Raw genomic sequence first — 15958 nt, 5'->3', positions numbered from 1 at the left:
CCGCAGATGCAAGGAAAACCTATGAGTGATTTTTCCCAGACAGTCCCCGAACTGGTTGCCTGGGCCAGAAAAAACGATTTCTCCATCGCGCTGCCGGTCGACAGACTCTCTTTTCTGCTGGCTATTGCCACGCTGAACGGCGAGCGCCTGGATGGTGAAATGAGCGAGGGTGAACTGGTGGATGCCTTCCGCCATGTGAGTGATGCGTTTGAGCAAACCAGCGAAACCATTAGCGTGCGTGCCAACAACGCAATTAACGATATGGTGCGTCAACGTCTGCTGAACCGCTTTACCAGCGAGCAGGCCGAAGGCAACGCCATTTATCGTTTGACGCCTCTGGGCATCGGCATCACGGATTATTACATTCGTCAGCGCGAGTTTTCTACGCTGCGCCTTTCCATGCAGCTGTCGATCGTTGCGGACGAACTCAAGCGTGCAGCGGATGCGGCGGATGAAAATGGAGATGAATTCCACTGGCATCGCAATGTTTATGCTCCGCTGAAATACTCTGTCGCCGAGATTTTTGACAGCATCGATCTGACCCAGCGCTTGATGGATGAGCAGCAACAGCAGGTGAAAGACGACATCGCGCAGTTGCTTAATAAAGACTGGCGTGCCGCGATCTCCAGCTGTGAACTTTTATTGTCAGAAACCTCCGGTACGCTGCGAGAACTGCAGGATACGCTGGAAGCAGCAGGCGATAAGCTCCAGGCCAATTTGTTGCGCATCCAGGATGCGACGATGGCGCATGACAATCTGCATTTCGTCGACAAGCTGGTGTTCGATCTGCAAAGTAAACTCGACCGTATTATCAGCTGGGGTCAACAGTCGATTGACCTGTGGATCGGCTATGACCGTCACGTACATAAATTTATCCGTACCGCGATTGATATGGATAAAAACCGTGTGTTCGCGCAGCGTCTGCGTCAGTCGGTACAAACCTATTTCGATGCGCCATGGGCGCTGACCTACGCCAATGCCGACCGTCTGCTGGACATGCGTGACGAAGAGATGACGCTTCGCGATGAAGAGGTCACCGGTGAACTGCCGCCGGATCTGGAGTTTGAAGAGTTCAACGAAATTCGTGAACAGCTTGCGGCCATGATCGAAGAACAGCTGGCAGTCTATAAATCCAGACAAGTGCCGCTAGATCTTGGTCTCGTGGTGCGCGACTATCTGGTGCAATACCCGCGTGCGCGCCATTTCGATATTGCCCGCATCGTCGTCGACCAGGCCGTGCGTCTGGGCGTCGCGCAAGCAGATTTCACCGGACTGCCGCCAAAATGGCAGCCGATTAACGATTACGGAGCCAAGGTACAGGCGCATGTCATTGACAAATATTGAACAAATGATGCCAGTTAAGCTGGCCCAGGCGCTGGCGAATCCGTTATTTCCGGCGCTGGATAGCCAATTGCGTGCCGGTCGCCACATTGGGCTTGATGAACTGGATAATCACGCCTTTCTGATGGATTTCCAGGAGTATCTGGAAGAGTTTTACGCCCGCTATAACGTGGAGCTGATCCGCGCGCCGGAAGGTTTCTTCTATCTGCGCCCGCGCTCAACCACGTTGATCCCGCGTTCGGTTCTCTCTGAGCTGGATATGATGGTGGGCAAAATTCTTTGCTATCTCTATCTCAGCCCTGAGCGTCTGGCCAACGAGGGGATTTTCACCCAGCAAGAGCTGTACGATGAGCTGCTGACCCTGGCAGAAGAGGGCAAGTTGCTGAAGCTGGTGAATAATCGTTCCACCGGTTCAGATCTCGATCGTCAGAAATTACAGGAAAAAGTGCGCTCTTCCCTGAGCCGTCTGCGTCGTCTCGGCATGGTGTGGTTTATGGGGCATGACAGCAGCAAATTCCGTATCACAGAAGCGGTTTTCCGCTTTGGTGCTGATGTGCGTGCGGGCGACGATCCGCGTGAAGCGCAGCTGCGCATGATCCGTGACGGTGAAGCCATGCCGGTCGAAAACCATTTGCAGCTCAATGACGAGCCTGAAGAGAGTCAGACGGAAAGCGGGGAGGAAGAGTAATGATTGAACGTGGTAAATTTCGTTCACTGACGCTGATTAACTGGAATGGTTTCTTTGCCCGAACCTTTGATCTGGATGAGCTGGTTACAACGCTCTCCGGGGGTAACGGTGCGGGTAAATCCACCACCATGGCGGCGTTTGTTACGGCGCTGATTCCCGATTTGACGCTGCTGCACTTTCGTAACACCACTGAAGCGGGGGCCACGAGCGGCTCACGTGATAAAGGTCTGCACGGTAAGCTGAAAGCTGGCGTCTGTTATTCCGTTCTGGATGTCATCAACTCCCGTCACCAGCGCGTAGTGGTGGGTGTTCGCTTGCAACAGGTCGCGGGCCGTGACCGTAAAGTGGACATCAAACCGTTCGCGATTCAAGGTTTGCCGACCTCCGTTCAGCCAACCGCAATGCTGACGGAAACGCTGAACGACCGCCAGGCGCGAGTCCTCTCTCTCCAGGAACTGAAAGAGAAGCTTGAGGAGATCGAAGGGGTTCAGTTCAAACAGTTCAACTCGATTACCGATTACCACTCACTGATGTTCGATCTGGGCATTGTTGCGCGTCGTCTGCGCAGTGCCTCGGACCGTAGCAAATACTATCGCCTGATTGAAGCCTCTTTGTATGGCGGTATTTCCAGCGCCATCACCCGCTCGTTGCGCGATTACCTGTTGCCGGAAAACAGTGGCGTACGTAAAGCTTTCCAGGATATGGAAGCCGCGCTGCGTGAAAACCGCATGACGCTGGAAGCCATTCGCGTCACCCAGTCTGACCGCGACCTGTTTAAGCACCTGATCAGTGAAGCGACCAACTACGTGGCGGCGGATTATATGCGCCACGCGAATGAGCGTCGGATTCATCTGGATAAGGCGCTTGAATATCGCCGCGAGCTGTTCACCTCGCGTAAACAGCTGGTGGCAGAGCAGTATAAACACGTTGAGATGGCGCGTGAACTGGGCGAACAAAACGGTGCAGAAGGCGATCTGGAAGCCGATTATCAGGCGGCCAGCGATCACCTGAATTTGGTGCAAACCGCACTGCGTCAGCAGGAAAAAATCGAGCGTTACGAATCTGATCTCGATGAGCTGCAGATTCGTCTCGAAGAACAAAATGAAGTGGTGGCCGAAGCCACCGAGATGCAGGAAGAGAACGAAGCGCGCGCCGAAGCCGCTGAGCTGGAAGTGGATGAGCTGAAAAACCAGCTTGCCGACTATCAGCAGGCGCTAGATGTTCAGCAAACGCGTGCGATCCAGTACACCCAGGCGCTGCAAGCGTTGCAGCGCGCGAAAGAGCTGTGCCATCTTCCGGATCTAACGCCAGAAAGCGCGGACGAATGGCTGGAGACTTTCCAGGCTAAACAGCAAGAAGCGACAGATAAATTACTCTCTCTCGATCAGAAAATGAGCGTGGCGCAAACTGCGCACAGCCAGTTCGAACAGGCTTACCAGTTGGTCACCGCGATCAACGGCCCGTTGGCGCGAAGCGATGCGTGGGAAGTCGCACGTGAACTTCTGCGTGACGGTGTAAACCAGCGCCATCTGGCTGAACAGGTTCAGCCGTTGCGTATGCGCCTGAACGAACTGGAACAGCGTCTTCGTGAACAGCAGGAAGCCGATCGTCTGCTGGCTGAATTCTGCAAGCGTTACGGAAAACGTGTCGATATTGACGATCTGGAAGCCCTGCATCAGGAACTCGAAGCCCGTATTGCCTCTCTTTCTGACAGCGTTTCAAACGCCGGTGAGCAACGGATGTCGCTGCGACAGGAGCTGGAGCAACTTCAGTCACGCACTCAGAAACTGCTGCAACGTGCACCAGTCTGGTTAGCCGCGCAAAGTAGCCTCAATCAGCTCAGCGAGCAGTGCGGCGAAGAGTTTGAATCCAGCCAGGATGTCACTGAATATTTGCAACAACTGCTGGAACGCGAGCGTGAAGCGATTGTTGAACGCGATGAAGTTGGCGCGCGTAAACGTGCCATTGACGAAGAAATTGAGCGCTTAAGCCAGCCCGGCGGCGCGGAAGATTCTCGCCTCAATGCGCTCGCTGAACGTTTTGGCGGCGTGCTGCTTTCTGAAATTTATGATGACGTGAGCCTGGACGATGCGCCGTACTTCTCTGCGCTTTACGGCCCATCCCGCAATGCCATCGTTGTACCGGACTTGTCCCTGATCGCCGACCAGCTCGAAGGCCTGGAAGATTGCCCGGAAGATCTCTATCTGATCGAAGGCGATCCGCAGTCCTTTGATGACAGCGTCTTTAGCGTCGATGAGCTTGAAAAAGCCGTCGTGGTGAAAATCGCCGATCGTCAGTGGCGCTATTCCCGTTTCCCAACGCTGCCGCTGTTTGGTCGTGCCGCGCGCGAAAACCGTATCGAAAGTCTGCATGCGGAACGTGAAACGCTTTCTGAGCGCTTCGCGACGTTATCCTTTGACGTGCAGAAAACCCAGCGTTTACACCAGTCGTTCAGTCGTTTTATCGGTAGCCACGTCGCTGTCGCGTTCGAGCCCGATCCAGAAGCGGAGATCCGCAAGCTCAACACCCGTCGCGGTGAGCTTGAGCGTGCGATAAGCCTTCATGAAAACGACAATCAGCAGAGTCGCGTTCAGTTCGAACAGGCGAAAGAGGGCGTAGCAGCACTTAACCGCATCCTGCCGCGCCTGAATCTGCTGGCCGATGACACGCTCGCTGACCGCGTAGATGAAATTCAGGAACGCCTGGATGAAGCGCAGGAAGCTGCTCGCTTTGTCCAGCAGCATGGGAATCAACTGGCGAAACTTGAGCCGGTATTGTCCGTTCTGCAAAGCGACCCGGAACAGTTTGAACAGCTGAAAGAAGACTACGCGTATTCTCAGCAGGTGCAGCGTGATGCGCGTCAGCAGGCGTTTGCACTGGCTGAAGTAGTGCAGCGCCGAGCTCACTTTGGCTATAGCGACTCAGCGGAAATGCTGAGCGGTAACAGTGATCTCAACGAAAAACTGCGTCATCGTCTGGAGCAGGCGGAAACAGAACGTAGCCGTACGCGTGACGCTTTGCGCAGTCATGCGGCTCAACTGAACCAATATGGCCAGGTTCTGGCGTCGCTGAAAAGCTCATTTGATACCAAAAAAGAGCTATTAACCGATCTACAAAAAGAGCTCCAGGATATCGGTGTGCGTGCGGATAGCGGGGCTGAAGAGCGGGCGCGTATTCGTCGTGATGAGCTGCACAGCCAGTTGAGCAATAACCGTTCACGTCGTAATCAGCTGGAAAAAGCCCTGACTCTGTGTGAAGCGGAGATGGATAATCTCACCCGTCGCCTGCGCAAGCTGGAACGTGATTATCACGAAATGCGCGAGCAGGTTGTGACCGCAAAAGCGGGATGGTGTGCGGTGATGCGTCTGGTGAAAGACAGTGGCGTTGAGCGCCGTCTGCATCGCCGTGAGCTGGCGTACCTTTCCGGCGATGAGCTGCGTTCCATGTCGGATAAGGCATTAGGTGCGCTGCGCCCTGCAGTGGCGGACAACGAACATCTGCGCGACGTGCTGCGCATGTCAGAAGATCCAAAACGTCCGGAACGTAAAATTCAGTTCTTTGTGGCAGTGTATCAGCACCTGCGCGAGCGTATCCGCCAGGATATTATCCGCACGGACGATCCGGTCGAAGCTATTGAGCAAATGGAGATCGAGCTGGGCCGTCTGACCGAAGAGCTGACGTCTCGTGAACAGACGCTGGCGATTAGCTCTCGCAGCGTGGCGAATATTATTCGGAAAACGATCCAGCGCGAGCAGAACCGTATTCGGATGCTCAACCAGGGGCTGCAAAGCGTGTCGTTTGGCCAGGTGAACAGCGTGCGTCTGAACGTTAACGTCCGCGAAGCTCACGCTACGCTGTTGGATGTGCTTTCAGAACAGCATGAGCAACACCAGGATCTGTTCAACAGCAATCGTCTGACCTTCTCTGAAGCGCTGGCCAAACTCTATCAGCGCCTCAATCCACAGATCGATATGGGGCAGCGTACGCCACAAACTATCGGTGAAGAACTGCTGGATTACCGCAACTATCTGGAAATGGAAGTTGAGGTTAACCGCGGCTCCGACGGCTGGCTGCGTGCCGAATCCGGTGCGTTGTCGACCGGGGAAGCGATCGGTACCGGGATGTCGATTCTGGTGATGGTTGTGCAGAGCTGGGAAGACGAATCGCGTCGCCTGCGCGGGAAAGATATTTCGCCTTGCCGTCTGCTGTTCCTCGATGAGGCCGCGCGACTGGATGCGCGATCTATCGCTACGCTGTTCGAGCTGTGCGATCGTCTGGGCATGCAGCTGATCATCGCTGCGCCAGAAAACATCAGCCCTGAGAAAGGCACAACCTATAAGCTGGTGCGTAAAGTATTCCAGAATACTGAGCATGTTCATGTCGTGGGTCTGCGCGGCTTTGCACCGCAACCGCCAGAATCATTACCCGAAGCAGCTGACGCGTCGTAAGGCGCTTTGACGAAAAGGGCGGCACTCTGGTGTCGCCCTTTTTATTTGTTTAACTTGTATTCCAGACTACGTTATCTTTAAACTTCTTTACATAAGGTCAGGCAACAGCGTATATGCCTTTCTATAATTAAGAATAGCCCCAGTGTTGTGGGCAAGTCGTAAGAAAACAGGGGGCAAGGGATGTTGCTAAAGAAAATCCGTGGTTGTCAGCTATCAGCACTGACTGTGTGCCTGACCGTAATATTCGCTCCACTGTTTAACGCGCAGGCCGATGAGCCTGAAGTGGTTCCGGTTGATAGCTCCGCGACGATGGGCACGCAGCCAACTTCGCTGTCGCAACCACTGGAACAGTCTCCCGCCACAGCCATTATGGCAGGTATTAAACTTTTGCCAGCCGGTGTCGATACCGCAGCCCTGCACCAGCAGTTGCAGTCCGAGCTGCCGTCGGGTTATACACCCGCGTATACCAGTCAACTTACATTGCTGTATGCCGCGCGCGACATGAAGCCGATGTGGGAAGACCGCGATGCTGTGCGCGCTTTCCAGCAGCAACTGGCCGAGGTAGCGATTGCGGGTTTTCAACCACAATTTACCGCCTGGGTTGAGCTGTTGACCGATCCAGCTGTCACCGGAATGGCGCGGGATATCGTACTCTCCGACGCCATGATGGGTTATCTTCAGTTTGTCGCCGGGATTACGGTTAATGGCAACCGTTGGCTTTATAGCGATAAAGCCTACAAATTAGCGACACCTGCGCTCTCCGTGATTAACCAGTGGCAACTGGCACTGGATCAGGGAACCTTACCGCGTTTTATTGCCAGCCTTGCGCCAGCACACCCGCAATATGCCACGATGCATCAGTCATTACTGAAGCTGGTGGCCGATACGCGACCGTGGCCGCAACTGCGCGGTACCGCCACGCTGCGACCGGGTCAATGGAGCAGCGATGTGCCTGCATTGCGTGAAATTCTGTTGCGTTCAGGCGCAACAGGGGCAGAACCGAAAATTGCACTCCCCGGTGATGATCCGCAAGGCGTCGTGGTTAGCCCATCCGCACCTGCGCCTGAAGTAAAAGCCGCGCTACCGACCGGTAAACCCGCGGCATACGATCGCGAACTGGTGGCGGCAGTCAAAACCTTCCAGATGACGCAAGGTTTAGGCGCAGATGGCGTAATTGGCCCATCAACGCGCGACTGGTTAAATGTCTCTCCGGCGCAGCGAGCAGGGGTTTTGGCACTCAATATTCAGCGTCTGAGACTGCTTCCAGGAACACTCTCTACTGGCATAATGGTGAACATACCGGCTTATTCGCTGGTGTATTACCAGAATGGCAGTGAAGTTCTGGCGTCACGCGTCATCGTTGGACGCCCGGATCGTAAAACGCCGATGATGAGCAGCGCGCTGAACAATGTGGTCGTCAATCCGCCATGGAATGTCCCGCCAACGCTGGCGCGCAAAGATATTCTGCCGAAGTTGTGGGATGACCCAGGCTACCTGGAACGTCACGGCTATACCGTGATGCGCGGCTGGAACAGCAGCCAGGCGATCGATCCGTATCAGGTTGACTGGGCAACGATTACGCCGTCAAACCTGCCATTCCGCTTCCAGCAAGCGCCGGGTGAGCGCAATTCGCTAGGCCGGTACAAATTCAATATGCCGAGCTCGGATGCGATCTATCTGCACGATACGCCGAACCATAACTTGTTCCAGAAGGATGCACGCGCGCTGAGTTCCGGCTGTGTGCGCGTGAATAAAGCGTCTGAACTGGCAAATATGTTGTTGGGCGATGCGGGGTGGAACGACACACGGATTTCCGACACCCTCAAAGAGGGGAATACGCGCTACGTTAATATTCGACACAATATTCCGGTTAACCTTTACTATCTGACTGCGTTTGTTGGCGAAGATGGGCGTACTCAGTATCGTACAGATATTTACAATTATGATCTCACCGCGCGATCAGGCGCACAAATTTTGCCAAAAGCTGAACAATTAATCAGGTAAATGAAGTAGTTCGGGAAAAATGATTGTCGTAAGTTATGGTGAAGATGGGGCTAAATCGCTGCAAGCCCCGTGTTTACTGGGGTTGGGCGCCTTGACGCAGGCTGTTGAGCCAGTTAAGGTGCCCTTCGTGCGCTAAGCATATTTACGATAACATTGACCTGTAGACCTGATTACCATGGACAAATTTGACGCTAATCGCCGCAAACTGCTGGCGTTAGGTGGTGTTGCGCTCGGCGCAGCGGCCATCTTGCCTACGCCAGCATTTGCCACCCTCTCGACACCTCGTCCGCGTATTTTGACTTTAAACAACCTGCACACCGGTGAGTCAATTAAGGCGGAGTTTTTCGATGGCAGAGGCTATATTCAGGATGAATTAGCAAAACTTAACCATTTTTTCCGTGACTATCGCGCGAATAAAATAAAAGCCATCGATCCAGGATTATTTGATCAGCTTTTTCGCCTTCAGGGATTGCTTGGAACGCGTAAGCCCGTGCAACTCGTTTCTGGTTATCGTTCGCTCGATACCAATAATGAACTGCGAGCTCATAGCCGTGGGGTAGCTAAAAAAAGTTATCACACGAAAGGGCAGGCGATGGATTTTCATATTGAAGGCATTTCATTAGCCAATGTACGCAAAGCCGCGTTATCTCTGCGCGCAGGTGGTGTAGGATATTACCCACGTAGCAACTTTGTGCATATTGATACCGGGCCAAATCGGCACTGGTAATAATGAAGGAGCAGTATGAACTATCGTATTATTCCGGTAACTGCGTTCTCCCAGAACTGTTCGCTTATCTGGTGTGAACAAACCAAACTGGCCGCGCTTGTCGATCCCGGCGGAGATGCTGAGAAGATCAAGCAAGAAGTCGCAGCGTCCGGCGTGACGTTGATGCAGATTTTGCTAACCCATGGTCACCTTGATCATGTGGGGGCGGCGGCTGAACTGGCGCAACATTACGGTGTGCCGGTCATTGGACCGGAAAAAGAAGATGAGTTCTGGCTGCAAGGGTTGCCCGCCCAAAGCCGCATGTTTGGTCTCGATGAGTGTCTACCCTTGACACCCGATCGTTGGCTAAATGAGGGCGAAAGCGTGAACGTTGGGAATGTGACGTTACAGATATTGCATTGCCCGGGCCACACGCCGGGGCATATCGTCTTCTTTGATGACCAATCGCGTTTGCTGATCTCAGGCGACGTGATTTTCAAAGGTGGCGTAGGACGCAGCGATTTTCCACGCGGCGATCACGGACAGTTAATTCAGTCGATTAAACAGAAGCTGTTGCCGTTGGGCGACGACGTAACGTTTATCGCGGGGCATGGACCGATGTCGACGCTAGGATATGAACGTTTGCACAATCCGTTCCTGCAGGATGAAATGCCTGTCTGGTAAAGACGAATAAAAAAGCCCGCATCAGCGGGCTTTATTTTTATCTATCGAAGCTTATAGTACAGCGACAATCGCTTCGCACAGTGGCGCCATGTTGTCCGGCGTCATACCCGCAACGTTGACGCGACCAGAAGCAACGGCGTAGACACCGAACTCCTCACGCAGACGCAGAACCTGCTCTTTGGTCAAGCCGCTAAACGAGAACATCCCGTTCTGCTTGATGATGAAGCTAAAATCGCGATCTGCGCCTTTCTCCGCCAGAGTATTCACGAACAGCAGACGCATACGCTGGATGCGCTGGCGCATATCGTTTAGCTCTTGTTCCCAGATGGCACGCAGCGCGTCATTGCTGAGAATCGTCGCGACCACGGAAGCGCCGTGCGCCGGTGGGTTCGAGTAGTTAGCACGAATAACGGATTTCATCTGGCTAAAGGCGCGGTCAACGGTTTGCTCGTCAGACGCAACCAGCGTACAAGCACCTACGCGCTCATTGTACAGGCCAAAGTTCTTGGAATAGGAACTTGCAACAATCAGCTCCTGATGCAGCGCAGCAAAGGCGCGCAGGCCTTCGGCGTCTTCTTCCAGGCCGCGAGCAAAGCCCTGGTAGGCGAAGTCGAACAGCGGCAGCCAGCCTTTTTCAGCAGACAGTTTTGCCAGCGTTTCCCACTGCTCAAGCGTAGGATCGATACCGGTAGGGTTGTGGCAGCAGCCATGGAACAGAACCACGTCACCCGCTTGCGCATCATTCAGGCTTGCCAGCAGGCCGTCAAAATCCAGGGTGTGATTTGCCGCGTCATAATAGGCGTATTCACACACTTCCAGACCTGCGGAATTAAACACGCTTTTATGGTTCGGCCAGCTCGGGTTACTTACCCAGACGCGCTTGGCTGAGGTGTTTTTCGCAAGGAAATCCGCCGCGACGCGCAGTGCGCCAGTACCGCCAGGCGTTTGCGCTGTGCGAGCACGTTTATCGCTGATAATCGCGTTGCCTTTGCCAAACAGCAGTTCCTGAGTGCAATGACCAAATTCCGGAATACCATCAATGCCGAGGTAATTTTTGGTGTTTTCGTTTTCCAGCAGATACTGCTCGGCTTTTTTAACACTGGTCAGAACCGGAGTCTTGCCGGTCTCATCTTTATAGACACCAATACCCAGATTAATTTTTGAAGGGCGGTCATCAGCACGAAACAGATCGGCCAGGCCCAGGATTGGGTCGGCAGGGGCAGCGGTAATGTTCTCAAACATGACGAGGTTCCATTGTGATTACAGAAGTGAAATCCGCTATCAGGTTAACGGTTGATCTACAAAATGCCAACCGTTTGCGACAAAAAGCGTGCGCCTTTTCAAAAGTCGCCATTTATTGCTTTCAGACATAAAAAAAACAGGACCGAAGTCCTGTTTTCTAGGCATTTAGCAGAGAGGGCTGCTTATTAGAACTGGTAAGTTACAGCCATTGCAACCTGGTCGTCTTTACCATTTACGATACCAGCAGAGCGAGAGTAGTCAGTATCGTCAATAAGGTTCAACTGATAATCAACGAAGATGTTGAAGTTTTTATTGAAGTAGTAAGTTGCACCGATTTCAACGTATTTCTGCAGGTCAGCATCGCCGCCTGTGAAGGTGCCACGTTGAGCCAGGTTTTTGCCTTTAGACTGAACGTAAGAAAGGGATGGACGCAGACCAAAGTCGAACTGGTACTGTGCGATTGCTTCAAAGTTCTGAGTTTTGTTAGCGAAGTCACCGTCAGCTTCACGGGTCATGTTGCGAGTTTCAGCATAAACCGTTGCCAGGTAGATGTTGTTCGCATCGTATTTAGCACCAACAGCCCATGCTTCAGCTTTCTTACCGTTGCCATCCAGTTCTTGAGCGTTAGTACGGTCAGAGTTGCTGTATGCACCGATCAGGCCGAAACCTTCGCCGAATTCATAACCCACAGAAGTACCAAAACCGTCACCGTTTGACGTTTTAACATCGTCACGTTCGTTTTTGCCCTGATACTGCAGACCCACGCTCAGACCATCAACCAGACCGAAGAAGTCAGTGTTGCGGTATGTCAGAACGCCAGTGGTACGGCCAGTCATGAAGTTGTCAGAATAGTTAGCCCAAGTCATACCGGAGAATGATGGAGCCATATCGGTCAGACCTTCAACATCGTATACGATACCGTAGTTACGGCCATAATCGATGGAACCAGCATCACCTGCTTTCAGACCAGCGAATGCCAGACGAGTACGCTGAGACTGAGAGCTTTCTGCTTGGCTTGCCAGAGCACGGTATTCCCATTGACCATAACCAGTCAGATCGTTGTTGATCTGAGTTTCGCCTTTAAAACCAATCTGAGCGTAGGTGTTGTCATTGTTGTTGGTGTTGTCACCAGAGGTAACGAAATCATGCTCACCTACAACTTTTCCGTAAAGATCCAGTTTGTTGCCGCTTTTGTTATAGATTTCTGCAGCGTTTGCTGCACCGGCTACCAGCAGGGCAGGGATAACCACTGCCAGGATATTGCGCTTCATCATTATTTATTACCCTCATTGGTTTTTTTTTATGACACTCGCCACTGCCCTCAATAAATTCTGTCAATAAATATTTCCGGAACTATTGATGAGAGTTTGGTGTCTTTATGTATCTGACAGGCATCTTTCCATTCAAAGAACCGTTTCGCTAGCCTGAAAGTGCTACAAATATAAAGATTGAGTAACAAAAAGCAATTATGTGTAACTAAATGTGAATTTACTGGAACTTTGTGAACCACCTCAAATTTCAGAACTGATTGCTGAATAAAAAGACTGGCGCATTGCTATATATATGAATTGCTTATATTTAATTTCAATAAAGGCGTTTCATATCAACAGAACCTAAACAACCCTGTTTTTCTTATTGTCAACATTAGCCGTCTGAACGTCTGTGTTTTTGATTGAAATTTGTGCTAATGCAATGATTCGTGATTAGACGCAATAAGAATGCGGTTTATTTTTTGTACATGGATATTTCGTGGAAATAAAACGTAACAGCTAGGGGAAATGACGGGGTTGCACTTTAGAAACGCTGACTTTTGACTGACATTAATTGACACTGCAGAATAAAATAACGGTCAGCAATTGCTGACCGTTATTAATTTAGATATTAGAAACTGGCGTTGCGCGGCGTTCTTGGGAAGGCGATTACGTCACGTACGTTCTGAACACCGGTGACATAGGCGATCAGACGTTCGAAGCCCAGACCAAAGCCTGAGTGTGGCACGGTGCCGTAACGACGAAGGTCGCGATACCAGCTGTAATCTGCCGGGTTCAGACCCATCTCTTCCATACGTGCGTCCAGCACGTCCAGACGCTCTTCACGCTGGGAACCACCGATGATTTCACCGATGCCTGGTGCAAGAACGTCCATTGCGGCGACGGTTTTCCCGTCTTCGTTAAGGCGCATATAGAAGGCCTTAATGTCTTTCGGATAGTTTTTCACCACGACCGGAGCTTTAAAGTGTTTCTCAGCCAGATAACGTTCGTGTTCGGAAGATAAATCCACGCCCCAATAAACCGGGTTCTCGAATTTCTCTCCGCATTTTTCCAGAATAGCCACCGCGTCGGTGTAATCCACCTGAGCGAAATCAGCGGAGACGAAACGCTCCAGACGTGCAACCGCATCGCTGTCGACACGCTCAGCGAAGAATTTCATGTCATCAGCACGTTCTTCCAGAACCGCTTTGAAGACGTACTTCAGCATCGCTTCTGCCAGACCTGCAACATCGTTCAGGTTCGCGAAAGCCACTTCTGGCTCAAGCATCCAGAACTCCGCCAGGTGGCGGCTGGTGTTAGAGTTTTCCGCGCGGAAAGTAGGGCCGAAGGTATAGATCTTTGACAGCGCACAGGCGTAAGTTTCGCCGTTCAACTGGCCGGATACGGTCAGGAATGCTTCTTTACCAAAGAAGTCTTTGTCGAAATCGACTTTGCCTTCAGGCGTACGCGGTAAGTTTTCCAGATCTAATGTTGAAACGCGGAACATTTCGCCCGCACCTTCGGTATCTGATGCGGTAATCAGTGGGGTGGAAACCCAGAAGTAACCCTGCTCATCAAAGAAGCGATGCAGGGCCTGCGCCAGAGTGTGGCGCACACGGGCCACGGCGCCGATCATGTTGGTGCGCGGGCGCAGGTGAGCGACTTCACGCAGATACTCAATGCTATGGCGTTTAGCAGCCATTGGGTAGGTGTCAGGATCTTCAACCCAGCCAGTGACTTCAATTGCCGTCGCCTGCAGTTCAAAGCTCTGGCCTTGACCCGGGGAAGCGACCACAACGCCCGTAACGATGACGGAGCAACCGGTCGTCAGGTGCAGAACGTCGTCATTGTAATTGGGCAGAGAATTATTAATGACGGCCTGTACAGGATCAAAGCAGGAACCGTCATAGACGGCGAGGAAGGAGATGCCAGCTTTAGAATCTCGGCGAGTACGCACCCATCCGCGCACGGTGACTTCTTGGTCAACGGCGACGCGGCCCTGGAGTACGTCGGCTACAGGCACAACGCTCATAATAATCTCTCTGTTAATAGTCGGAAAAAATACCCGTCATACTTCAGGTTGCATGTGGGTTGGCTGCGCTCGTTCTTACTTATGTAAGCTCCGGGGATCCACTCCCTTGCCGCCTTCCTGCAACCCTATTATTTAGGGTATAGACACTTGTCCGCCCATATCGGGGGGATATCTATGTTACCTGGCATCCGCCATCAGACAAGTAGAATTCGCAGAGAATAGAGAAGAAAAGAGAAAAATATGAGGGGAGGGGCCAGGAATGGCCCCCAACAGGTTAACTGGCTTTTTTGATTTGCGGCAGATCGAAGGCTTTACGCAATGCGCGAACAAAGGCTTTGTCATGGCAAATGGTTTTGCCTGGGCTGTCAGACAGTTTGGCGACTGGCTTACCGTTACATTCCACTAGCTTAATAACGATATTCAGTGGTTTTACCTGAGGGATATCGCAGGTTAAACGCGTACCAATTCCAAAGCTCAAATTCACTCTGGATGAAAAGTGGCGATAAAGCTCGAGGGCTTTAGACAGATCCAAATTATCAGAAAAAACCAACACTTTGCTCAGCGGATCAATGCCGAGTTTTTTGTAATGCGCGATCGCTTTTTCGCCCCACTCAACCGGATCCCCTGAATCATGGCGCAGGCCCTGATAGCGCTGTGCAAATTCAGGACCAAAATCGCGCAGGAACGCGTCCATGGTAATACAGTCGGTCAGCGCAATACCGAGCTGATCCGGATACTCTTCCAGCCAGGCCGCCAGCGCAGCACGTTGGCTGGTGGCAAGATCGGGGCTGATTTGCTGGTGCGCCTGGAACCACTCATGGGCTTGTGTTCCCATTGGTGTCAGATTGCGGCGGCGAGCTAAATCATAATTGCTGGTGCCAACGAACCACGGCTCCTGCTGTAAGCGCTCGACAATGGCTTGTTGTACTTCGCGTGAGAAACGGCGGCGGGTACCAAAATCCATCAGGCGGAAACGGGACATGTCCACGGATTCTGTCATCTGGGCGAATTCGCCGAGTTTGCTTTCAAGCGTCGCGAGCGCATGTTCAACGCCCATTTCGGGAGAGCGATAGCGGTGCACAATCTCGCTAATGACCGCCAGCAGCGGCACTTCCCACATAATTACTTCACGCCACGGGCCAGCAAGACGGATATTCAGCTTGCCGTTATCGTTGGTAATCGTGACTTGTTCAGGGTTGAAGCGGAAATCGCGCAGCCAGTCTAAATAGTCGGCTTTAAAGAACGGCAGGCCAGAGAGCCACTGGTATTCGTCGTCCTGCAGCGCCAGATGCTGCATAGCATCGACCTGTTCACGAATGGAGTCGGCGTAAATACCGAGCAGGTCATCACCACGGCAACGAAACTCGGCCGCTACCTGTACGTCGTAGTAATGGTGAAAAACGGCTTGCTGCATGTGCAATTTATACGCATCGGTATCCAGCAACGTATGCAGAACAGGAGAAGCGAATTGAGTCATAGGTGCGCCGTAGCATCCTCTCACGGGAGCGTTTAGTACAATAAACAACTATTGAAACCGCTGGAGTATACCTTGTTTAGCGATTT

The 15958-nt window shown here is 52.3% G+C and carries 10 protein-coding genes; 6 read left to right on the top strand and 4 right to left on the bottom strand.

Features of this window, described 5'->3' with window-relative positions; genetic code table 11:
• Positions 1–21: 21 nt before the first annotated feature.
• From mukF to AC07RN_RS02710, 6 genes are all read left to right on the top strand, one after another.
• The gene (gene mukF, locus AC07RN_RS02735) at positions 22–1344 is read left to right on the top strand and encodes a chromosome partition protein MukF (protein WP_012016838.1); all 1323 of its coding nucleotides are present in this window, start codon (positions 22–24) and stop codon (positions 1342–1344) included.
• Positions 1325–2029 (top strand): chromosome partition protein MukE, encoded by a 705-nt coding sequence (gene mukE, locus AC07RN_RS02730; protein WP_012016839.1) that lies wholly within the window; start codon positions 1325–1327, stop codon positions 2027–2029. The genes mukF and mukE overlap by 20 nt, the downstream gene beginning before the upstream one ends.
• Positions 2029–6477 (top strand): chromosome partition protein MukB, encoded by a 4449-nt coding sequence (gene mukB, locus AC07RN_RS02725; RefSeq protein ID WP_478335507.1) that lies wholly within the window; start codon positions 2029–2031, stop codon positions 6475–6477. Before mukE ends, mukB begins: the two co-directional genes overlap by 1 nt.
• 180 nt (positions 6478–6657) lie before the next feature.
• On the top strand, positions 6658–8481 hold the full coding sequence (gene ldtD, locus AC07RN_RS02720; protein WP_478335506.1) for a L,D-transpeptidase: 1824 nt from the start codon (positions 6658–6660) through the stop codon (positions 8479–8481).
• Positions 8482–8656: 175 nt separating this feature from the next.
• A complete protein-coding gene (gene mepK, locus AC07RN_RS02715) occupies positions 8657–9208 on the top strand; it encodes a peptidoglycan L,D-endopeptidase MepK (protein ID WP_012016842.1) in 552 nt (183 codons plus the stop codon).
• A 15-nt stretch (positions 9209–9223) separates the two neighbouring features.
• Positions 9224–9871 (top strand): MBL fold metallo-hydrolase, encoded by a 648-nt coding sequence (locus AC07RN_RS02710; RefSeq protein ID WP_235135237.1) that lies wholly within the window; start codon positions 9224–9226, stop codon positions 9869–9871.
• A gap of 51 nt (positions 9872–9922) precedes the next feature.
• Here AC07RN_RS02710 and AC07RN_RS02705 read toward each other — a convergent pair whose 3' ends face one another.
• The 4 genes from AC07RN_RS02705 to pncB all read right to left on the bottom strand — a co-directional run bounded on the left by AC07RN_RS02705 (position 9923) and on the right by pncB (position 15872).
• Positions 9923–11113 carry an amino acid aminotransferase gene (locus tag AC07RN_RS02705; RefSeq protein ID WP_012016844.1) on the bottom strand — a complete coding sequence of 397 codons (1191 nt, stop codon included), beginning with the start codon at positions 11111–11113 and terminating at the stop codon, positions 9923–9925.
• Positions 11114–11298: 185 nt separating this feature from the next.
• Positions 11299–12387, bottom strand: coding sequence for a porin (locus tag AC07RN_RS02700; protein ID WP_478335505.1), 1089 nt, complete (start codon positions 12385–12387; stop codon positions 11299–11301).
• A gap of 607 nt (positions 12388–12994) precedes the next feature.
• Positions 12995–14395 carry an asparagine--tRNA ligase gene (asnS, locus tag AC07RN_RS02695; RefSeq protein ID WP_012016846.1) on the bottom strand — a complete coding sequence of 467 codons (1401 nt, stop codon included), beginning with the start codon at positions 14393–14395 and terminating at the stop codon, positions 12995–12997.
• Between the two features lie 274 nt (positions 14396–14669).
• Complete coding sequence (gene pncB / locus AC07RN_RS02690; RefSeq protein WP_478335504.1) at positions 14670–15872, bottom strand: nicotinate phosphoribosyltransferase; 1203 nt, start codon at positions 15870–15872, stop codon at positions 14670–14672.
• Positions 15873–15958 lie beyond the last annotated feature (86 nt).

This window comes from Lelliottia sp. GFLA7, from assembly GCF_056490165.1.
This window is presented reverse-complemented; position numbering and strand designations above follow the sequence as displayed.

Excerpts from the sequence above, each read along its gene's own strand:
- mukE (WP_012016839.1), top strand. The coding sequence starts at position 1,325 with ATGTCATTGACAAATATTGAACAAATGATGCCAGTTAAGCTGGCCCAG.
- mukF (WP_012016838.1), top strand. The coding sequence starts at position 22 with ATGAGTGATTTTTCCCAGACAGTCCCCGAACTGGTTGCCTGGGCCAGA.
- AC07RN_RS02700 (WP_478335505.1), bottom strand. The coding sequence starts at position 12,387 with ATGATGAAGCGCAATATCCTGGCAGTGGTTATCCCTGCCCTGCTGGTA.
- AC07RN_RS02710 (WP_235135237.1), top strand. The coding sequence starts at position 9,224 with ATGAACTATCGTATTATTCCGGTAACTGCGTTCTCCCAGAACTGTTCG.
- asnS (WP_012016846.1), bottom strand. The coding sequence starts at position 14,395 with ATGAGCGTTGTGCCTGTAGCCGACGTACTCCAGGGCCGCGTCGCCGTT.
- ldtD (WP_478335506.1), top strand. The coding sequence starts at position 6,658 with ATGTTGCTAAAGAAAATCCGTGGTTGTCAGCTATCAGCACTGACTGTG.
- pncB (WP_478335504.1), bottom strand. The coding sequence starts at position 15,872 with ATGACTCAATTCGCTTCTCCTGTTCTGCATACGTTGCTGGATACCGAT.
- AC07RN_RS02705 (WP_012016844.1), bottom strand. The coding sequence starts at position 11,113 with ATGTTTGAGAACATTACCGCTGCCCCTGCCGACCCAATCCTGGGCCTG.
- mukB (WP_478335507.1), top strand. The coding sequence starts at position 2,029 with ATGATTGAACGTGGTAAATTTCGTTCACTGACGCTGATTAACTGGAAT.
- mepK (WP_012016842.1), top strand. The coding sequence starts at position 8,657 with ATGGACAAATTTGACGCTAATCGCCGCAAACTGCTGGCGTTAGGTGGT.